The sequence below is a fragment of the Xenorhabdus cabanillasii genome (assembly GCF_003386665.1).
In the GTDB taxonomy this organism is placed as follows: Bacteria; Pseudomonadota; Gammaproteobacteria; order Enterobacterales; family Enterobacteriaceae; genus Xenorhabdus; species Xenorhabdus cabanillasii.
In genome coordinates this window covers 472897-493665 of the sequence record NZ_QTUB01000001.1, presented here as the reverse complement: position 1 = coordinate 493665, position 20769 = coordinate 472897, and the positions used below count along the sequence as shown (strand labels likewise).

Genomic DNA, 20769 nt, shown 5'->3' with positions numbered 1-20769 from the left:
ATCAGTTCATTGACAAGAGTTCATTGAAAGCCGTCCATTAAAAAACAGAGCCCGCCTTTAACGAACTGAAAATTGACGACGGATTTTCCGCATTAATAAGAATAGCCAGGGCCAGAGAATACCATTGACAGGACCATTCCAGAATACTTCAGGATGGAAAATAATCTTTGGTATCAAGGCATGAGCCAGAAAAACACATAAGTTTATCAGTGTCGAAAGTACCATCACAATCAGGGACTGTTGCCAGAGTGCCATATTGCGAATGAGCTGAAATTTGAACGCGACCAGAAAACTAATCAGACTGAAAGCCAGCGCATGTGCGCCAAGAATACTCCCCTGTAATAAATCCATCAGGATACCCAGAATAAAACCAGTACCAACACTGACACGATGAGGGATAGCAAGGAGCCAGTAGATCAGGCACAACACGAGTAAGGTAGGCCGGAACATATCAAACTGCTCCGGCCACGGCATACTCTGTAGCACCATTGCGATCAGGAAAGATAACCAGACAACCCAACGGCCACGCCCTTTATACTGACTCATCCACGATTCTCCGCGGCTGGCAGCTTGCTTGATGCGGCTGCCGGAGATGACGGTTTTGTTACGGGGAATGACGCCCTATTTCCCTCTTTCTCTCTTCCGTCTTTCTCTGTTTTGTTTTTACCTTCACCTAAATCTTCTGTCGGAAATTGGGGCTTAGCGTCAGCGGGATTTGGCAGCACCTGCGGTAACATCTGCATCAAACGTTCATTTGCTGCCCGGTACACTTCGGAAGGCGGCAATGGTTCAGACGGGTTATTATCCGCTCCCCATAACAATAATAGATAGCGCAAGCGCCGTAATTCTGCCAATGGGCGCGCATGAATAACCGCATGAGCCCGCTGATTATCTACCCTGACAGAGGAAACCACTGCTACAGGATAACCTTCCGGGAAACGGCCTCCAAGGCCCGATGTTACCAGCACGTCGCCAACCCGGATGTCTGTATCACTTGGTAGCGGTTCAAGGTGAAGATCGTCTGTACATCCCGCACCACCGGCAATCACACGAATATCATTACGCAGTACCTGAACCGGCAATGCATGGGTTGGATCGCAAATTAACAACACCCGGCTGCTTAATTGACTTACTGAGATAACTTGACCAACGACACCACGATCACTGATAACGGGTTGCCCTTCATAGACACCATCTTTCGCGCCCTTATCAATAACAACTTGATCGCGATAAGGATCCATACCACCGGAAATCACCTGCGATACCATCATATGTTCATCACTGCGTAAAGGTGATCCCAATAATTCACGCAAACGGGCATTTTCTTGTTTTAATTGTCCTAACAGTAAAAGATTACTGTTCTGTAATCTCAACTCGTTGCGCAGGGTGTTATTTTCCAGTTCAAGTTGTTTACGGGTGGCCAAAGAATCGGAAACACCATCCAGGAATTGGCGGGGACCATTGGCAAGAAAATAAAAAGGACTCACTGCCGTATCCATATAGCTACGGATTTTATTGAAAAAACCAAAACGGCTGTCTACCACAACCAGAATAATGGCAATAATAACAGCAAAAAAGAGTCGTAATTGTAGGGAAGGCCCTCTGCTGAAAATCGGCTTCATAAGTTGCGCATTGTTGAGCTGTTTTGTGTCATAAACAATAAAAGAGTTATAAACAATAAACTCTCGGATAAACAGCAAGGAGGCACTGATAAAAACGCCTCCCAGCCCGCAGAGTTATTTTCAGTCTTCGCTGAACAAATCGCCACCGTGCATGTCGATCATTTCCAGCGCTTTGCCGCCACCTCTGGCAACACAAGTGAGAGGATCTTCAGCCACAATGACAGGAATTCCTGTTTCTTCCATCAACAAACGGTCAAGATTGCGCAGCAGTGCGCCACCACCTGTCAGCACCATACCACGTTCTGAAATATCAGAGGCCAGCTCTGGTGGGCATTGCTCCAATGCCACCATGACCGCACTGACAATACCTGTCAGCGGCTCCTGCAAGGCTTCCAGAATTTCATTAGAATTCAGTGTGAAGCTACGAGGCACACCCTCCGCGAGGTTACGGCCACGCACTTCGATTTCACGAACTTCATCTGTCGGATAGGCAGAACCGATTTCATGTTTAATGCGCTCTGCTGTCGCTTCACCAATTAATGAACCATAGTTGCGACGAACATAGTTGATAATCGCCTCATCAAAGCGATCGCCACCAATACGGACAGAGGAAGAATAAACCACACCATTGAGGGAGATCACTGCAACTTCAGTTGTCCCTCCACCAATATCAACAACCATGGAACCTGTCGCTTCAGAAACAGGTAAACCCGCACCGATTGCTGCTGCCATAGGCTCTTCAATCAGAAAGACTTCACGTGCACCCGCACTTTGGGCTGATTCACGAATAGCGCGACGCTCAACTTGCGTAGCACCCACAGGTACACAGACCAGTACACGTGGGCTAGGACGCATAAAGCTGTTGTTATGAACCTGTTTAATAAAATGCTGCAACATTTTTTCCGTGACATAAAAATCAGCAATCACACCATCCTTCATTGGGCGAATGGCTGCGATATTCCCCGGAGTACGTCCCAACATCTGCTTTGCTTCCAGCCCGACGGCTGCAACGCTTTTTGGTGAACCGGCTCTGTCTTGCCGGATAGCAACAACAGAGGGTTGATCCAAGACAATTCCCTGACCTTTGACATAAATAAGGGTATTGGCAGTACCCAAGTCAATGGACAAATCATTGGAAAACATGCCACGAAATTTCTTTAACATAACGAAAGGATAATCCTGCAAGCTGGGGACGGATGTTGTCCGTCTACTCTACCAACCACATGAAGCAGCGACAAGGCGCATCACTAACTACTTTTTACTACTTCAATGAAAGTGGCTACGTTATTCACATCAGAAACACGATATTCTACGTTACTTTTTTCTGACAGAGCAGAAAAAAACTGCATAAAAATGGGTTAATTCCACCAATAACCCCATCACTAAATCCCAAAATATCCAAATGCTCTAAAAACCAACAGTATAGTGTATATATGGTGTATCCCGCGATGTTGCTAACCCACTTTTTCCTTTTCTGTGTTGACCTATAATGATTTCAGCAAGTTCAACCAGAATTCACTTTTTATCAGAAATTTTTATCTGCCCTGATACGGCTATCCAGTAATTTCAATAAAGGCAATGTATTGAATGTCAGAATGACTCTCAAAAGCCCCTGAAAATTCGTGAAAAAATTATTCACTACAATTGTTCCTGAAATACACGAGCAAGGGATAAATTTGCTGATTATTGAGCCATTGCGGTATAAAAATGAAAGGTATTATTAATATTCTGATTGTTATCCAGAACATTTTTATCTTTTACAATGTCATCTTAAACAAAATTAAGTAATCACCGTTTTGCGACTTTCTATCACAATATTGCAACCTATCCATTTCCGCATTTTCAATTTTATCTATATTGATGATGTCATAAGAGATGAAATCATAAGAATCGTGATGGTGACAGACATAAAACCCATCAATGGAGAGGAATTATGAAAGCCTTATTGCTTGAACAAGACGGTACACTATCAGCATCTATTCAGGACATTGATAGCGCTCAACTTCCACCCGGTGACGTTACCGTCGATATTCACTGGTCAACCCTCAATTATAAAGATGCCCTTGCTATCACTGGCAAGGGGAAGATTGTCCGCCAATTTCCGATGATACCGGGGATCGACTTTTCCGGGGTTGTCCGCCATTCAGAAGATCCCCGTTTTCATGTAGGTCAGCAGGTCTTATTGACTGGCTGGGGGGTAGGCGAAAATCATTGGGGCGGCTTAGCACAACAGGCCAGAGTTTCAGGGGAATGGCTGACACCATTGCCACAAGGGTTAACTACCAGACAAGCCATGATTATCGGTACAGCCGGTTTTACTGCCATGCTATGTGTTATGGCACTGGAACAAGGAGAAATAACACCTGAAAGCGGGGAAATTGCCGTTACAGGTGCCAGCGGTGGCGTCGGTAGTACTGCAATTACCTTATTGTCTCTGTTGGGATATTCCACTGTCGCCATCAGCAGTAAACTGGAAAATCAGGAGTATCTATTTTCACTGGGAGCAAAAGCGATCCTGCCTGTCTCCGATTTCAATCAACCCTCCCGCCCACTGGAAAAACAACGTTGGTCAGGTGTCATTGATACTGTCGGCGGTACAATTCTGGCCAAATTACTGGCACAAGTTTCTCACAACGGCACGGTAGCAGCCTGTGGTATGGCAAGTGACATTAATCTGCCTGCTACTGTTATGCCATTTATTCTGCGTAATGTTCGTTTACAAGGCGTTGAATCAGCAGCAGTGCCCGCCGCGAAACGGCCTGAGATTTGGAAACGATTGCAGGAACTGTTGCCTGATTCCTTTTACCAACAAACAGCCAATGAAATTTCATTAGACCAGGCGATCGAATATTCCAATAAGCTGGTAAACAATCAGGTAACTGGCAGAACACTGGTGAGGGTACGGTAAAACGAGCCTATAACAGCAAGATTATAAAGCCAAAGCGGATAAAACTGTGCTGATAAGACCAGTATTTAGCTGCTAAATGTCACGATATGTTTATAATGTCGGGCTTTATCGCCAAATTTACAAATATTGATAGCAGAAAGAGATGACAAACTGTTGACATCAAGTTATCTTGAACGATTGTTGACAGATTGCCGGAGATACCCGCACAATGGCAGACAAGTTTCGCATTTTACTCTTGAACGGCCCCAACCTGAACATGTTGGGAACACGAGAGCCTGAGACCTACGGTAAGTTAACGCTTGATGACATCGTCAGCAAACTGTCAAAAGAAGCTCACCAATCGGGAGTTGAATTATCCCATCTGCAATCCAATGCAGAATCCGAATTGATTGAGAGGATCCATACAGCGCGGGGCAATATTGACTTTATTCTGATTAACCCTGCGGCATTTACACATACCAGCGTGGCGCTACGCGACGCACTTCTGGCGGTAGATATCCCATTTATTGAGATTCATCTCTCCAATGTGCATGCCCGCGAGCCGTTCCGCCATCACTCATATCTTTCCGATATTGCAGTTGGCGTGATCTGCGGTTTGGGTGCTGATGGTTATAGTTTCGCATTACAGGCAGCGGTCAACCGCTTGTCGACATTCAACTAATTACATAAATAGAGTACGGAATCACACTCATGGATATTCGTAAGATAAAAAAATTGATCGAGCTGGTTGAAGAATCTGGCATTTCTGAACTGGAAATTTCTGAAGGTGAAGAGTCAGTTCGCATCAGTCGCACTACGGCAACCCAGGTCATACCAGTCACTCAACAATACGCTTCTGCCCCTGTTCAACAGCCTGTACAACCTGCCATAGCAGCTCGAACAGCCGCAGCAGAAGACCCAGCAGAAAACCCAGCAGAGATCAGCGGCTATATAGTTCGTTCACCAATGGTTGGTACATTCTACCGCTCACCAAACCCAGATGCGAAACCTTTCATTGAAGTCGGTCAACACATTAAACAGGGGGATACCCTGTGCATCATTGAAGCTATGAAAATGATGAACCAGATCAAATCCGACAAAACCGGCGTAGTTAAAGCGATTCTGGCGCAAGACGGTCAACCTGTTGCATTTGACGAGCCACTGGTCGTCATCGAATAACGAGGCGTTTCATGCTTGAGAAAATTGTCATAGCTAACCGCGGTGAAATAGCACTGCGTATCCTGAGAGCCTGTAAAGAACTTGGCATCAAAACTGTTGCTGTGCACTCTACGGCAGACCGTGACCTGAAGCACGTCCTGCTGGCAGATGAAACTGTCTGTATCGGCCCGGCTGCATCCGCAAAAAGTTACCTGAATATTCCGGCTATCATTTCTGCGGCTGAAATCACCGGTGCACAAGCCATCCATCCGGGTTATGGGTTTCTGTCTGAAAACGCAGACTTTGCTGAGCAAGTGGAAAGTTCAGGCTTTACTTTTATCGGCCCGAAAGCAGAAACAATCCGCCTGATGGGAGATAAAGTTTCTGCTATCAGTGCCATGAAAAAAGCGGGTGTTCCATGTGTTCCCGGCTCTGACGGCCCATTGGGAGATGATACAGAGAAGAACAAATCAATTGCACAGCGTATCGGCTATCCGGTGATTATCAAAGCATCTGGTGGTGGCGGTGGTCGTGGTATGCGTGTTGTTCGCAGTGATAAAGATCTGGAACAATCCATTGCCATGACCCGTGCAGAAGCCAAAGCCGCTTTCAACAACGACATGGTTTACATGGAAAAATTCCTTGAGAACCCACGTCACGTTGAAATTCAGGTACTGGCTGATGGTCAGGGTAATGCACTCTACCTCGCTGAGCGTGACTGCTCCATGCAGCGCCGACACCAGAAAGTCGTGGAAGAAGCACCAGCACCGGGTATTTCGGCAGAACTGCGTCGCAGCATTGGTGAGCGCTGTGCCAACGCCTGTCTCGAAATCGGCTATCGCGGAGCGGGTACATTTGAATTCCTGTACGAAAACAGTGAATTCTACTTTATCGAGATGAATACCCGTATTCAGGTTGAGCACCCGGTTACAGAGATGATTACCGGTGTTGACCTGATTAAAGAACAGCTACGCATAGCTTCTGGTATGCCTTTGTCCATTAAACAGGAAGATATTGTGATCGAAGGTCATGCGATCGAATGCCGTATCAATGCTGAAGATGCAAAAACTTTCCTGCCAAGTCCAGGCAAAATCACCCATTTCCACTCTCCGGGTGGTTTCGGAGTACGTTGGGAATCCCATATCTATGCGGGATATACCGTACCGCCTTATTACGATTCTATGATCGGTAAATTAATCACTTACGGAGAAACCCGTGAAGTGGCGATTGCACGTATGAAGAACGCATTGGCAGAGTTGATTATTGATGGCATCAAAACCAATATCGATCTGCAACTGTCCATCATGAATGACGAAAATTTCCGGAAAGGCGGAACCAATATCCACTATCTGGAGAAAAAACTCGGCTTACAAGATTAAGTAAAGTGCCTTTCTGACATTCATTATTATCCTGCATAAAATCCCATCTGTTAAAAGATGGGATTTTTTTACTCTCAGATAGCTCCATATTCTTTTGATATTGTGACGGCACATTTTCTTCTGAATAAATCTGTATGTTACCGTACAATTCCCTCCCTTGTTTTATATCAACTGTTTTATGTAAATTCCCTGGAGAACAGATGGACAGACGATTTGTTCAATCCCATAAAGAAGCTCGCTGGGCAGTATTTCTGACGTTAGCTTATCTTGTGGGTTGGTTGCTGAGTGCCTATTTACCCGGTAATACAACTGGATTCACCGGATTGCCACTCTGGTTCGAATTATCCTGTTTAATGCTGCCGATACTATTTATCATCCTCTGCTGGATGATGGTGAAATTTGTCTTCAAGGAAGTCCCATTAGAGGACAATTTGGTGGATGATAATGCAAAATGAAGTAATCCTGCCTCTGGTGGGATATCTGGCGCTGGTTTTTCTGCTATCTTTCTATGCTTATCGCCGCCGCCAAACAGGTGCATTCCTGAATGAGTATTTTCTCGGTAATCGCTCAATGGGTGGTTTCGTACTGGCCATGACTATTACAGCGACTTATATTAGTGCCAGCTCATTCATTGGTGGCCCCGGGGCTGCTTACAAATACGGTATCGGTTGGGTTCTTTTATCCCTGATCCAATTACCGGCAATATGGCTTTCTCTTGGTGTATTGGGGAAAAAATTTGCCATTCTTGCCCGTCGTTATAACGCCGTTACACTAAACGATATGCTGTATGCCCGCTATCAGAGTCGTTTTCTGGTCTGGTTTGCCAGCGTGAGCCTGTTAGTTGCCTTTGTTGGTGCAATGACTGTACAGTTCATCGGCGGTGCCCGTTTGCTGGAAACCGCTGCCGGTATTCCCTACGGTACTGGGTTGCTGATTTTTGGTGTCTCTATCGCGCTCTATACCGCATTTGGCGGATTCAGAGCCAGCGTCCTCAATGATGCATTACAGGGGCTGGTTATGTTGCTAGGAACAGTGCTATTGCTGGCTGCTACTATCTATAAAGCCGGAGGACTGTCAGAAGCTGTCTCAACACTGCGCACCATCGATCCTAATCTGGTTTCACCTCATGGCACCGATAATATCCTTACAGGACCATTTATGGCCTCATTCTGGGTACTGGTTTGCTTTGGCGTCATCGGGCTACCGCATACCGCTGTGCGCTGTATCTCCTATCGTGACAGTAAAGCGGTTCACCGCGGTATTATCATCGGTACGGTCGTCATGGCAATCCTGATGTTTGGTATGCACCTTGCGGGAGCGCTGGGTCGTGCGATCATCCCTGATCTGACGATCCCTGATCAAGTGATCCCTACTTTGATGATCAACGTCCTGCCCCCTATTGCTGCCGGGATTTTTCTGGCCGCGCCAATGGCAGCCATTATGTCAACGATTAATGCCCAGCTACTGCAATCTTCGGCAACAATCGTTAAGGACCTCTATTTAAATTTATTCCCACAACAGATCAAAAAGGAAAAAAAACTGGCGCGCATTTCCAGTTTTTCTACCTTGTTTCTGGGAATATTGCTGCTACTGGCAGCATGGCAACCACCCGAGATGATTATCTGGCTGAACCTGCTGGCATTCGGCGGATTACAGGCCGTTTTCCTCTGGCCACTGGTATTAGGCCTGTATTGGGAAAAAGCTAATGCACATGGTGCAATAACCTCTATGCTGACCGGTGCAGTAAGCTACACCCTATTAGCGACTTTCAACATTCACCTCTTTGGATTCCATCCGATAGTGCCATCATTACTGCTGAGTTTACTGGCATTCGGGATCGGAAACGTTTTTGGGAATAAACAACCACAACAAACCGCCGTATCTCAGTGACGGCGATATAATTTTTTCATACTTATTCAGTTTAAAAGAGAATTTTTATGCCTTGGATACAACTAAGATTAAACACTACAGGACAGCAAGCTGAAGCACTTGGTGATGAACTAATAGAAAGTGGCGCAGTGTCCATCACTTTTCAGGACAGCCACGATACACCGATTTTTGAGCCTCTGCCGGGGGAAACCCGTTTATGGGGAGATACCGATGTTATCGGCCTGTATGATGCTGAAACTGATATGAAAGCGATTGTCAGACAGCTAGAGCAGATTCCTCAGCTTGGTAAAGGTTTTATCCATAAAATTGAACAACTGGAAGATAAAGACTGGGAACGTGAATGGATGGACAACTTCCACCCAATGCGTTTTGGTCATCGCTTGTGGATCTGCCCAAGCTGGCGAGAAGTTCCGGATCCCGATGCCGTTAATGTCATGCTAGATCCAGGCTTAGCATTCGGAACAGGAACACACCCGACCACATCTCTTTGCCTGCAATGGCTGGATGGTCTTGCTCTGGAAGGTAAAACAGTGATCGATTTTGGGTGCGGTTCAGGCATTTTGGCCATCGCAGCCCTGAAACTTGGCGCTAAACATGCTATCGGCATTGATATTGACCCTCAAGCAATTCAGGCAAGCCGGGATAACGCAGAACGCAACGGTGTTTCCGAGCAACTGACACTCTATTTATCCAAAGACCAACCTGACAACTTAGAATGTGACATTGTCATCGCCAATATACTGGCTGGCCCGCTGCGCGAGCTGGCACCGATCATTGGCTCACTACCAAAATCAGGTGGATTATTAGGTTTGTCCGGGGTACTGGCAAATCAGGCAGAAAGTGTTGCTGAAGCCTATGGTAATGAATTTATTATCGATCCGATTGCAGAACAAGAAGAATGGTGTCGCATCACAGGGGTTAAAAAATAAGCAACAAATCCCTATTGAAAAACGAGATTATCCACTAAAATGGTTACTTGAGGGATCAATTGGTGTTAATACGTTCTATTTATCATGAGAAATGCAGGGAACAATAAATTTCATTAAAAACACATAACTTTATGTTATTTAAGGATAATAAACCAAGTTTGAAAAAATCAACTGGAAAAATTCTGCTATAAATGTCGTTTCGCTCAAAGTTTGGCCTTTCATATCTCGTGAAAAATGCGTAATATACGCGCCCTTAGTCACAGTTGGCCACTCTTTCTTCGCCTATGCGTATCGGACAATACCAGTTGAAAAACTGTCTTATTGCAGCCCCTATGGCTGGCATAACGGATCGCCCGTTTCGATCACTATGCTATACCATGGGTGCGGGTATGACAGTTTCAGAAATGCTTTCTTCCAACCCTCAGGTTTGGAAGACGGATAAGTCCCGGCTACGTATGGTTCATAGCGACGAACCCGGAGTGCGTTCTGTACAAATTGCCGGTAGTGATCCCGATGATATGGCGGCAGCGGCGAAAATCAACGTCGCCAATGGTGCTCAGATCATCGATATCAACATGGGGTGCCCAGCCAAAAAGGTAAATCGTAAATTGGCAGGCTCTGCATTACTGCGTTATCCAGAACTGGTCCAAAAAATCCTTTCTGCGGTAGTCAATGCGGTTGATGTACCTGTTACATTGAAGATCCGTACAGGTTGGTCACCGGAAGAACGGAACTGTGTGGAAATTGCCCAATTGGCTGAACGTTGTGGTATTCAAGCTCTTACAATTCATGGCAGGACTCGAGCCTGTCTGTTTAATGGCGAAGCTGAGTACGACAACATTCGGACAGTTAAGCAGACTGTTGCCATTCCAATTATTGCTAATGGCGACATTACTGACCCGCTAAAAGCCAGAGCAGTGCTTGAATACACCGGGGCTGATGCCTTGATGATAGGCCGCGCTGCTCAGGGAAGACCCTGGATCTTTCGGGAAATCCAGCATTATCTGGAAACAGGAGAATTGCTGCCACCGATGCCTCTTGGCAACGTGCAGCGTTTGATGAGCGAGCATGTACGAGAGTTGCACGACTTTTACGGTCAAGGCAAAGGAGTTCGTATTGCGCGTAAACATGTATCTTGGTATCTCAAGGAACATGCTCCTGATGACCAGTTTCGGCGCTCATTCAACGCCATTGAGGATGCCAGCGAACAGCTGGAGGTGTTGGAAGCATACTTCGAAAATTTTTGCGTAAATAAAGAAAAGAGCTGACAGAACTATGTTCGAACAACGCGTAAATTCTGATGTACTAACCGTTGCTACTGTTAATTCACAAGATCAGGTAACTCAAAAACCTCTGCGTGATTCAGTTAAACAAGCACTGAAGAACTATTTTGCTCAACTGAACGGTCAAGACGTTAATGACCTGTATGAGCTGGTACTGGCTGAAGTAGAGCAACCACTGTTGGACATGGTGATGCAATACACCCGTGGTAACCAAACCCGCGCAGCGCTGATGATGGGAATCAACCGCGGTACTCTGCGTAAAAAACTGAAAAAATACGGCATGAACTGATCCTAGTCTAGTAACATGTTGTTGAAGAAGCACTTTCTCTTTTAGGGGAAGTGCTTTTTTTGTTTATATTTAAACAATGAACATAATCTACCAACATCCTCAGATATAGGCCACAATCTGGGAGGTTATACGCAACAAGTTCTCCATAAAATAGCCGATTGTTTTCGCAACTAGTGCCTATCATCTACAATAGATATCCTTAATAGACCAAATTCACTACACCTTTCGGTTGTGGTGCTAAGGGTGCTAAGCCTGTAATATTTTGTTTTCACTACTTATGGTGATGCCAAACGACGAGCAGCCTCAATGACAGAGGCTCTGCGTCTGGCTTGTTCTTGCCGATCATCAGAACCAGTTAGCATACGTGCTACCTGGGGAACAGCCGACCACCAGCCGGCCAATGCTAGCACCAGAAATACCAGATGGTCGGGTTCTAGAGTTCGTGTAACCATACCTTGACGTTGGCCATTGATTACAGCCTGGACTTTGTGGCCATAATATTCACGTCGCTGCTTCTCATCCGGAACCTCACCGTCGAAAATCAACCCTTCCCAACGCATAAGACGGCTAAGTTCAGGGTGTTCGCAGTGGTAGTCGTAAGCTCTACCAGCATATTCCCCTATGTCTTCGACTGCAAAAGACATGATAGGTACTGCCTGTGCTGCCTTAGCGAGTTCTCTGCGCAACACGGCCGAGAACAGTGCTCGCTTGTCGCCGAAATAATTGTAAATGCGTTCTTTATTCACTCCAGCTGATTTAGCAATCTTTTCGACCGTTGTACCATCAGGACCAAGTCGAGCAAACTCTGCCACCGCTGCTTCCAAAATCTTGCGCTTTGTTCCTTCGGTATCCCAAGCCATCGTGCACACTTTCTCATCTATACAGTTGTTATCATCGCTAAAATCATACTATAATCAAATCCAACGTTCTAGTTGGAGATTGAATTATGAAGCACACCATACTAATTTGTGGTTACGGTCCAGGGATCTCTCACGCAGTTGCTCATCGTTTTGGTAAAGCGGGATATCCCGTTGCTCTTGTCGCTCGCAACGCACAACGTTTGTCCTCCGCGGTAGAGGAATTGGCAGCTGAGGGCATCCAAGCTTGGGCTTTTCCAGCTGATTTAAGTGATATTGAAGAGGTGAAACGAATTATTGCGGATGTACGTGCCGCATTGGGGCCAATCGGCATCCTGCACTGGAACGCTTTCCTTGACATCGAAGGCAGTCTACTGTCTACCTTACCTTCAGACCTGAGCAAAAGTTTCGAGATCCGCGTTACTAGCTATATTGCCGCCATTCAGGAGTGCTTACCCGACCTAAAAGCACACAAGGGTTCCGTACTTACCACCAGCGGTATCATGGCACTAGATGATCCTAAAATTGACATTTTTGCTACTGGACACGCTGCGCTTGCTATCAGTGTAGCTGCCCAACACAAAACCACCAGTATCCTGATTCACACTCTTGCACCGTACGACATTCATGTGAGCGAAATAATTGTCAATGGCTTTGTCAACAGAACACCGGGAGGAGCCGGCAAGAATAATACGATAGAACCGGCAGATATCGCCGAAGAATTCTGGAAACTGTATACAACACGTCGAACTCATTCCATCATTTTTGGTTCAACGATACCAGCATCGGAGACAGTAGCTAATGAGTAACCAAATACATCACATAAGTAAAATTAATGATACAGGAAGCAAATCAGCATCACTCGATCAGACTCACACCGCAAATCGTAGTGTTGTTGTTTTGCTAGCTACTATCGCCCTGTTCGTTCTGACACAGCTCTATATGGCAATTCCTCTACTCACGCATGTTGGCCAGGATTTCGGGTCAATGAATCCAGAGAGTGCCACATTTGCTCTCGCAACAAGTTTTAGTCTGGCTTATGCCTGTGGTTTCCTTATCTGGGGACCGGTATCAGATCAGTATGGTCGCCGACCAGTGATGTTGGTGGGATTGATTATCTTGTCGATCGCCACATTCGCATGTTCCTTCGCCCCATCACTATCATGGCTGGCGGGACTGCGTATACTGCAAGGTCTAGCTGCATCCAGTTTTGCACCGATAGCCCTAGCCTATCTTACTGAAGCAGTACCGGTGCCCCATCGTGCTACTGCTATTGGTACTATGTCCACATCCTTCCTTGTGGCAGGCATCTTTGGACAGGTACTAGCCGCCTGGATAGCGCTACAATGGGATTGGATCTGGGTATTTATAGCGACAGGAGGATGCCTGACAGTTGCTATTCCGCTATTCGCAGCAATGGTCAAAGAACCACCGCGTGCTATTGTCGATGGACATCTGGGACATCGCTTTGTGGCATTAGGTAAAATTATCATACGGCCAGCCGTACTACTTCTATCATGTGCTCATATCACACTATTGCTGTCATTCGTTGCCATGTACACAGCATTGGGTTCTCATCTGTGGATGCTGAACATTGCTCCAGACAAGGTCATTTTGCTGCGCTTAATTGGGCTACCCGGTATGTTTGCAGCACTGCTGGTTGGCCCTCTTTCTACCCGATTTAACATGCCGATTGTCTCAATTATTGGTTACGTGACTGCGGCATCGGGTCTGGCACTAGAAGCAATGTTGTCTCAATCCCTAATCGGCATCGCCACCAGTAGCTTGATTTTCGTCACTGGTATAGCTCTTGCCGTCCCGGCGATGATCACTCAGTTTGGCTCTATAGCAGCACCCAATCGTGGCGCAGGCATGGCTCTAAATGGGTTCATTCTGTTCATCGGTGCTAGCATCGGCCCGCTTATTGCGACAAGGATACCCAGCTTTATCACATTGTTAGTTGGATCTGTGCTGATGCTTCTTCTGGCCGCCTTTTGCGTTGCTGGCAGTGCGTTACTTACATCATCATTGAAGAAGCCATAGAATTCGTTATTTTCAACTTTAGCTGCTCGGCGCAATTCGCTGTATTTTATTTGGACGCTGGTATCCAGCGTTCTTACCGGGCTGGCCATTGTTCAGTAGTTTTATCTGCCTCCAATCATATTTTCCCCTACTTTTACTTGACTACCCCTAATTATGCAGGGTAGCTTCTACTATTCCTTATTTCTCCATACTCCAATCAATATTTTAATAAGGATATCAATTCTCATGACAAAGGAGATAGTCAACAAAATTCATTTTCTTATGAGTGAAAATAAAATTATATCTGTTATGTCTTATCATTTTTATTGTAGATGCCTTTAAATATATCCAGAAAAGGAAATGCTCATGTTATTATCCTGTTAAGAAATAATGGTCAATCTATCTTAATAAATTACTGACCATTTTAAATCCTTAATATTTTCTCCTTAATTAAAAATTTGAATAAATATAGTCAATACAGCTTTGGATCATATTTATTGAAATATATTTTCAAAGATAGAAACATTTTTATATAAAAGTGATATAACAAAAGAACTCATAAACAGGAGAGAATGACATGACTTTGCATTGGCTAATTGAACGTTGCAATAAATTTAATTCAACTGAAGCAATTATTTTTAAAAACGACCGATATATTTACTCAGAGTTATACTCTAATACTATCGATGTTATAAATTATTTAAAAGATATTGGTCTCCCTGAGGGAGCGATTGTATCTGTAGAAGGAGAATTTTCTCCAAAAACTTTTGCTATTATTCTAGCACTTGTTAATAATAATAATATTATCGTTCCAATTAGTGATATTCCAGACATTAAACTTAATGAATATTTGGATGTTTCTCAGGTTGAAGTAAGAATCAAAGTTAGTAACAACGATTATGAACTAAATGATACTGGTCAGATTGCTGAACATGAATTATATAAAAAAATACATGATATAAAACATTCTGGTTTAGTACTTTTTAGTTCAGGTACCACTGGGCAACCAAAGGCTTCTGTATTAGATTTCAATAAGTTAATTGATAAGCATTTGGAAAAAAGACTTGCCAGAAGAATCCTTTCATTCCTTTCCGTAGACCATATTGGCGGTATTAATACTCTATTACATACTATTAGTCATGGAGGAACATTAATTATTCCTCTTCTGCGCACACCTGAAAATGTATTCAATGCCATAGAAAAATGGTCTGTAGAAGTCTTACCCACCACCCCAACCTTTTTAAATATGGCCCTTATATCAAGAATTATAGAAAAAACAAATACATCAAGTCTTAAATTAATTACTTATGGTACTGAACCAATGCCTCCGGTTACTTTAAAAAGGATTAGCGAAAAATTACCAGGCGTTAAGTTAAAGCAAACATACGGTCTCTCTGAAGTAGGTATTTTACAGACTAAATCTAAGAGTAATAATGAATTATGGATTAAGCTTGGTAATAATGGATTTAAATACAAAGTCCTATCCAATATTTTGTGGATAAAATCGGACTGTGCTATGTTAGGATACTTAAATGCTCAATCACCTTTTGATGAAGAGGGATACTTCAATACTGAAGACATGGTTGAAGTTGATGGAGATTATGTAAAAATATTAGGTAGAAGATCAGATATTATTAATGTTGGAGGTGAAAAGGTTTATCCAAATGAGGTGGAGAATATTCTTTTGCAAGCTAATAATATAGCTGATGCAACAGTAGTAGGATTTCCCAACACAATTACAGGAATGGGAATTAAAGCTATTGTACATTTGAATGAACCTGAAAACTATGATGTTCTAAGATCACGATTATACGTTCATTGCAAAAACTTTCTTGAAGAATTTAAAATTCCAATGATTTATGAAATTTCAATAGCACCTCACTATTCTAGTCGATTTAAAAAAATGCGTTCTTCACTTAAAATAAAGGAGATTACGAATGCTACCCCCTAAAACTGTAGTCATTAGCGGTGGCAGCAAAGGACTTGGAGCTACAATGACATCAGCCTTTCTTAATAAAGGTTATCGCGTTGCCACTTTTAGCCGTCAGGCAAATGAATTTATAACTCAACAACAGTTATCTAATGCTAATTTTTTCTATTGGGAATCCGTTGATGCTAATGATTTGAATGAAATAAAATTATTTGTCAATAATGTAAAATCAAAATTCGGTCACATCGATATTTTGATAAATAATATTGCAAGACTATCTGAAGGGTTATTAGTTCTTTCTTCAGATGATGAGATTATTTCTTTACTTAATACAAACATACTAGCACCTATAATACTTACAAGAGAATGTAGTAAGAACATGCTAAAAAGGAATACAGGAGTTATTCTTAATATTTCTTCTATAAATGCAATAAAGGGTCATAAAGGTGTATCATTATATTCAGCAACCAAAGCCGCTCTTGATGGCATGACTCGTAGCTTAGCGCGTGAATTTGGCCCTGCTAATATAAGAATTAACTCCCTGATACCGGGTTTTTTTGATAGTGAAATGGTGTCTTACCTTTCTGAAAACAGGCGTGAACAGATATTAAAAGAACACCTATTGGTCGCTTATCAAAAATTGAAGAAATTAGCAAAATAGCATTATTTATTTGTTCAGATGAAGCTTCATTTATTACAGGTCAAAACATTGTCGTTGATGGAGGAATATCATGTTAAAAGAGACAAACCCAGTTCCAGTTAAAGAAATAATCATAAAGGAAGTAAAATTTATTTTTAATCAGGCTAGCATTAGAGATGATTATAATAATATTTTAATAGATGAAAATTCAAATCTCATTGATGATTTAGCTTTTACATCACTTATGATTGCCCGTTTAATTATGGAATTAAATGAAAGATTAAAAGTTGAACCTTTTGGTAATGACTACCATTTTTCAGATATAAAAAATGTGCAAGATATTATTAATGCATATATAAATACTATAGAGAAAAATAACCTCTGATTAAAATAATATCTAACCCCATATCATTTATATTAAAGAGAGATAGTTATGAAATCCAAATTTCTATGTCATTCAATTGATGATTATTTAGGTGATAGTAAGACACGTTTTTTTGGCATGGGATACCGACGTGTTGTATATGATATCAAGAATATTGATATTCAATTTGATCATTCAGAAAATGACCATCCAAAATTAACTTCACTCGTATCAGTCAAATACCCATTAGACTGGTCAAAGAAAAAAGATACAAACTTACGCCCACATCTCAGTAGTATTGACACACTAATCTTAAGTACTCAATTTTGTGAAATTTTCTTGAAACATAGTTTTCAATTCGACTCTTTTAATTGCAAAAAAATGTGGCTGAAAAGTTTAAAGTTGAAATCAGGAATAACTCCACAAGAAGATCTTGATAATATTCCAGCTAAAATCATTTGGAAATCCACATCAAAATTACAATTAAATGATGATACCATGACTTCCATTTTTGATTGTCAAATAGGAAAAATGGAAGCTCGTTGTGAGATAGAACACCCTGTGGCAGAAATTATTTGTAAAAATGGTTGCTATACATCTCCAACAGATATTCTTGAGCCTAGCAATTCACGCTATTATGGGGATCTTTTTTAAACTTCGTGGACAATCTCTTCAAAATATAAGTTACGATAGTGAAAATCAAACAGCTTCAGCAAAAGTGAAATTAAATATTCCTGAATTTTATCATTCAGTTAATGGAATCGATGGTTACTATCAACCTTCTGCCACTCATGTTGACTGTTTTGTTGTTCATCTACAGTTAGCTCAAGTATTAATGTATGAACTTGATAATATTAATAGAAAAGATAGTGAAACTCTGTGGATGTTGAGAACCGAAATCGAAGCACCAACACCTATTAAAAATTTCCAATCTAATTATGATGCTACAACACGTATCACTTCTAATTATAAACTCAAAGTTAGAAATGAGTATTGGCGATATGTCGATATTGAAGGAGATTTTGCAGGGATAAAAATAAAGTGTTCATTAGGGCATAAATTACCAACTTCTTTTAATATAAAATAGGAAATATGGTATGAAATTAGCTATTTCAGGAACTTATTCATCCGGTAAAACAAGGACAGTTATGGCGTTAGCTCATTTAACTGGCTATCCTCGTACTTTAGCAAAAACAATTCGTGAAATAATGCCTGATGCTGTTCCCGGAAAACGATTGGCACAATGTACTCCCGCTGAATTTTTACAATTAGCTATGAGAAGGCATATTGGTAGGGCGGTACATGAAGCACTACTAAAAGATAATTTCGTCTCTGATGGTTCATCGTTACAAGAATGGATTTATGCTGCAGCCCGTGTTAAATATGGAATGAATCCCAATCAAGAAGGACATCTGGATCCAATTCCTAGATCAAATCTTTCTCCAGAAATGGTATTCTTTGAACAAGTCACTAATCAATATGGCCATGCTTTCAAACAACATGTGAAAGATACATTCGATGTATTCATCCATTTAAAGAACGAACTTCCGTTAAAAAAAGATGGTCATCGTCCAATGAATACAAACTTTAGAGATTATTGTGATGATATGTTATTAAAAACTCTAAATGAATTAAAAATTCCTTATTATATTATCAGCGGAACAATGAAAGAACGTCTATCTGAAATAACAAAAATATTCAACCTACCTCTTATTATGAGCATTGAAGAGGCTATTAACTTAGCAGATAAAGAATATTCTCTACAAGATTTTAGATTTGAAACGGAAAGGAAAAAATCATCTAATATTTAATATTGTCATACCTTTGTGGTTTAAATATATAGAATATAGGGAGCAAACCCACTACTCGTGTGTTTGCTCATAATATGGGAATAATTTTTAAGTAGCTATTTTGTTCTTAATAGATATTAATTTCGTGGATCAAGTAGGGTGAGACATTACTGTCTCATTTCTCTCACAGAACTATACATACGGATTTCATATACTCTATCTGTCAGGATAAATCTCTCAATAAAGAAATAAATGGAATATTAGTAATATTATTATCATGACGAATATTTCATCGAAACGTAAATTCATTACACTGGTTAAGTTGCTGCCACATTACAACATAAAAACTACCCTATATAATTGGCATAATCAGGCAAAAGAGGAAAACAAATCGATGTCGAGCACAGATAAAAAACTACAGAAAATGGTTGTCATTATCAAAACCGCCAGGTCGGTAATTGTCAAGATAGCTCTGGCAAGATGCTATCATAAGAAGAGGAAGGATATTCTAATCAAATCTCCCAGTGAGAATATGATTTTTTACAAATGCTTTCCGGTGATGATAAAGTGGTAAATTTTTTCATTAAACGTGAGCATTATTCTTGATGAACAATATAATAAAATTTTTTTAAAAATATGTTTGGTTGAAAAAAATATTTAATCACTAACCAAACATAACAATTCTATGTGTTTACTATTCTTTAATTTACAAAAAATCCCCTTTATAAGCCACTCGCCATTCAGTAAATCACGTTTCTTTATATAGAAAGATAATTTCTCGTAGATATCTAAGAAATATACTGCATTTTGTTTTATGAAAGTATGCCATGGATAGCTATTTCTTTCTATACAATTAGTATACAACCTACTTAGTTCATTATTATTTATAGCATCGAGGATTAAAACAGTAAATTCACTGTCGACATTTTTTATTTTTTCAGCATTACAATTGGTTTCTTTATTTATAAGATCCTCAATTTTTTTTGAAAAATCATTCAAATTTTCTTGAGATGTTTTGTTTAAGTATATTTTAATTATAGATAGCAAGAGTATTTCACGTAAAGTAACCAGTTCTAATTGCTCTTTATAATCCAAACTTCGCGTATAGAACCCTCTATTATCACCTTTAATGACAAATTGTTCATGCAAAAGTCTATTGAGCGCCTCTCTAATCGGCGTAGAACTGACATTCAACTGATCTGTTAGTTTAGAAATACACAGTTGTTCATTGGGTTTGAACTCATTATTAGTGATTTTGTTTTTAATTTGAAGATAAACACGATCAACATATGAAGTTTTTATAATTCCCATTTCTTTCCCTTAAATCAATTCACTAATTTAAATCTATTTAATATTTTACAAAAATTAAGAAAATAAAACCACTGACTGTTCGAGCTAATAATATACTAAGTAATATCCACTTGTAATAATTACAATAACTTTCTATCTGTTTTATGGTATTCTAAAAAAAATACAGTCATCAGTGCCAACTTTTATGTTGACAAGATGAAAAGACTAATAGTCCAGGTTAGCCAGCATCTGAGTAAAAATTAATTTTTCACATTCAAAATTATCGCCCAATAGAGAAATAAAAAATATTCCTAACGAACAATAAATTTGAGTCAAAAATGCAATTATCAAAATAACCTTAACATTAATACTAAATGTATCTTTAAGTTAATTTAGTATTGGTTAATTGAAACTAAAGCACCTAATGTAATCAAGCCAA

23 protein-coding genes and 1 pseudogene are annotated in these 20769 nt (G+C 41.2%); 18 read left to right on the top strand and 6 right to left on the bottom strand.

From position 1 onward, the window contains the following. Nucleotides 1–57 precede the first annotated feature (57 nt). The 3 genes from mreD to mreB all read right to left on the bottom strand — a co-directional run bounded on the left by mreD (nucleotide 58) and on the right by mreB (nucleotide 2786). Nucleotides 58–546: a rod shape-determining protein MreD gene (mreD, locus tag BDD26_RS02450; protein ID WP_038259550.1), complete on the bottom strand. Its 489-nt coding sequence runs from the start codon at nucleotides 544–546 to the stop codon at nucleotides 58–60. Next, entirely contained in the window at nucleotides 543–1622 is a 1080-nt protein-coding gene (gene mreC / locus BDD26_RS02445) for a rod shape-determining protein MreC (RefSeq protein ID WP_038259607.1), read from the bottom strand. Before mreC ends, mreD begins: the two co-directional genes overlap by 4 nt. 120 nt (nucleotides 1623–1742) lie before the next feature. After that, nucleotides 1743–2786, bottom strand: coding sequence for a rod shape-determining protein MreB (gene mreB, locus BDD26_RS02440; RefSeq protein ID WP_010847922.1), 1044 nt, complete (start codon nucleotides 2784–2786; stop codon nucleotides 1743–1745). A gap of 769 nt (nucleotides 2787–3555) precedes the next feature. On the opposite strand from mreB, the gene acuI reads away from it, so the two are divergent. The 9 genes from acuI to fis all read left to right on the top strand — a co-directional run bounded on the left by acuI (nucleotide 3556) and on the right by fis (nucleotide 11437). Then, nucleotides 3556–4530: an acrylyl-CoA reductase (NADPH) gene (gene acuI / locus BDD26_RS02435; RefSeq protein ID WP_115825450.1), complete on the top strand. Its 975-nt coding sequence runs from the start codon at nucleotides 3556–3558 to the stop codon at nucleotides 4528–4530. 208 nt (nucleotides 4531–4738) lie between these two features. After that, nucleotides 4739–5191: a type II 3-dehydroquinate dehydratase gene (aroQ, locus tag BDD26_RS02430; RefSeq protein WP_038262325.1), complete on the top strand. Its 453-nt coding sequence runs from the start codon at nucleotides 4739–4741 to the stop codon at nucleotides 5189–5191. A gap of 29 nt (nucleotides 5192–5220) precedes the next feature. Continuing rightward, on the top strand, nucleotides 5221–5688 hold the full coding sequence (gene accB / locus BDD26_RS02425; protein ID WP_038262327.1) for an acetyl-CoA carboxylase biotin carboxyl carrier protein: 468 nt from the start codon (nucleotides 5221–5223) through the stop codon (nucleotides 5686–5688). A gap of 11 nt (nucleotides 5689–5699) precedes the next feature. Continuing rightward, complete coding sequence (gene accC / locus BDD26_RS02420) at nucleotides 5700–7046, top strand: acetyl-CoA carboxylase biotin carboxylase subunit (RefSeq protein WP_115825449.1); 1347 nt, start codon at nucleotides 5700–5702, stop codon at nucleotides 7044–7046. A gap of 200 nt (nucleotides 7047–7246) precedes the next feature. Beyond that, nucleotides 7247–7501, top strand: coding sequence for a YhdT family protein (locus BDD26_RS02415; protein ID WP_038262332.1), 255 nt, complete (start codon nucleotides 7247–7249; stop codon nucleotides 7499–7501). Next, a complete protein-coding gene (gene panF, locus BDD26_RS02410; RefSeq protein ID WP_115825448.1) occupies nucleotides 7491–8936 on the top strand; it encodes a sodium/pantothenate symporter in 1446 nt (481 codons plus the stop codon). The genes BDD26_RS02415 and panF overlap by 11 nt, the downstream gene beginning before the upstream one ends. A gap of 47 nt (nucleotides 8937–8983) precedes the next feature. Beyond that, nucleotides 8984–9865 carry a 50S ribosomal protein L11 methyltransferase gene (prmA, locus tag BDD26_RS02405; protein ID WP_115825447.1) on the top strand — a complete coding sequence of 294 codons (882 nt, stop codon included), beginning with the start codon at nucleotides 8984–8986 and terminating at the stop codon, nucleotides 9863–9865. Nucleotides 9866–10149: 284 nt separating this feature from the next. Then, nucleotides 10150–11133 carry a tRNA dihydrouridine synthase DusB gene (gene dusB / locus BDD26_RS02400; protein WP_038262339.1) on the top strand — a complete coding sequence of 328 codons (984 nt, stop codon included), beginning with the start codon at nucleotides 10150–10152 and terminating at the stop codon, nucleotides 11131–11133. Nucleotides 11134–11140: 7 nt separating this feature from the next. Further along, the gene (gene fis, locus BDD26_RS02395) at nucleotides 11141–11437 is read left to right on the top strand and encodes a DNA-binding transcriptional regulator Fis (protein ID WP_010847912.1); all 297 of its coding nucleotides are present in this window, start codon (nucleotides 11141–11143) and stop codon (nucleotides 11435–11437) included. A gap of 275 nt (nucleotides 11438–11712) precedes the next feature. On the opposite strand, the gene BDD26_RS19875 is transcribed toward fis, so the two are convergent. Together BDD26_RS19875 and BDD26_RS19870 are read right to left on the bottom strand one after the other, a co-directional pair. Further along, nucleotides 11713–12081 carry a hypothetical protein gene (locus tag BDD26_RS19875; protein ID WP_232217425.1) on the bottom strand — a complete coding sequence of 123 codons (369 nt, stop codon included), beginning with the start codon at nucleotides 12079–12081 and terminating at the stop codon, nucleotides 11713–11715. A gap of 54 nt (nucleotides 12082–12135) precedes the next feature. Beyond that, nucleotides 12136–12297 (bottom strand): annotated as a pseudogene (locus tag BDD26_RS19870) (TetR/AcrR family transcriptional regulator); the annotation flags it as partial. A gap of 86 nt (nucleotides 12298–12383) precedes the next feature. Here BDD26_RS19870 and BDD26_RS02385 point away from each other — a divergent pair. From BDD26_RS02385 to BDD26_RS02345, 9 genes are all read left to right on the top strand, one after another. Beyond that, the gene (locus tag BDD26_RS02385) at nucleotides 12384–13103 is read left to right on the top strand and encodes an SDR family NAD(P)-dependent oxidoreductase (RefSeq protein ID WP_115825446.1); all 720 of its coding nucleotides are present in this window, start codon (nucleotides 12384–12386) and stop codon (nucleotides 13101–13103) included. Beyond that, nucleotides 13096–14337, top strand: a complete 1242-nt coding sequence (locus BDD26_RS02380) for an MFS transporter (protein WP_115825445.1) — start codon at nucleotides 13096–13098, stop codon at nucleotides 14335–14337. Before BDD26_RS02385 ends, BDD26_RS02380 begins: the two co-directional genes overlap by 8 nt. A gap of 556 nt (nucleotides 14338–14893) precedes the next feature. Further along, complete coding sequence (locus tag BDD26_RS02375; protein ID WP_115825444.1) at nucleotides 14894–16267, top strand: ANL family adenylate-forming protein; 1374 nt, start codon at nucleotides 14894–14896, stop codon at nucleotides 16265–16267. Beyond that, on the top strand, nucleotides 16254–16907 hold the full coding sequence (locus BDD26_RS02370; protein WP_115825443.1) for an SDR family NAD(P)-dependent oxidoreductase: 654 nt from the start codon (nucleotides 16254–16256) through the stop codon (nucleotides 16905–16907). The genes BDD26_RS02375 and BDD26_RS02370 overlap by 14 nt, the downstream gene beginning before the upstream one ends. Beyond that, entirely contained in the window at nucleotides 16853–16984 is a 132-nt protein-coding gene (locus BDD26_RS20710) for an SDR family oxidoreductase (protein ID WP_115827475.1), read from the top strand. Before BDD26_RS02370 ends, BDD26_RS20710 begins: the two co-directional genes overlap by 55 nt. Next, nucleotides 16978–17271: an acyl carrier protein gene (locus tag BDD26_RS02360; protein ID WP_038265644.1), complete on the top strand. Its 294-nt coding sequence runs from the start codon at nucleotides 16978–16980 to the stop codon at nucleotides 17269–17271. The genes BDD26_RS20710 and BDD26_RS02360 overlap by 7 nt, the downstream gene beginning before the upstream one ends. 48 nt (nucleotides 17272–17319) lie before the next feature. After that, entirely contained in the window at nucleotides 17320–17904 is a 585-nt protein-coding gene (locus BDD26_RS02355; protein ID WP_115825442.1) for an AvrD family protein, read from the top strand. After that, on the top strand, nucleotides 17864–18337 hold the full coding sequence (locus BDD26_RS02350) for an AvrD family protein (protein ID WP_211305442.1): 474 nt from the start codon (nucleotides 17864–17866) through the stop codon (nucleotides 18335–18337). The genes BDD26_RS02355 and BDD26_RS02350 overlap by 41 nt, the downstream gene beginning before the upstream one ends. A gap of 10 nt (nucleotides 18338–18347) precedes the next feature. Beyond that, nucleotides 18348–19061 carry an AAA family ATPase gene (locus tag BDD26_RS02345; protein WP_115825440.1) on the top strand — a complete coding sequence of 238 codons (714 nt, stop codon included), beginning with the start codon at nucleotides 18348–18350 and terminating at the stop codon, nucleotides 19059–19061. A gap of 636 nt (nucleotides 19062–19697) precedes the next feature. Here BDD26_RS02345 and BDD26_RS02335 read toward each other — a convergent pair. After that, a complete protein-coding gene (locus BDD26_RS02335; RefSeq protein ID WP_051502428.1) occupies nucleotides 19698–20351 on the bottom strand; it encodes a GntR family transcriptional regulator in 654 nt (217 codons plus the stop codon). Nucleotides 20352–20769 lie beyond the last annotated feature (418 nt).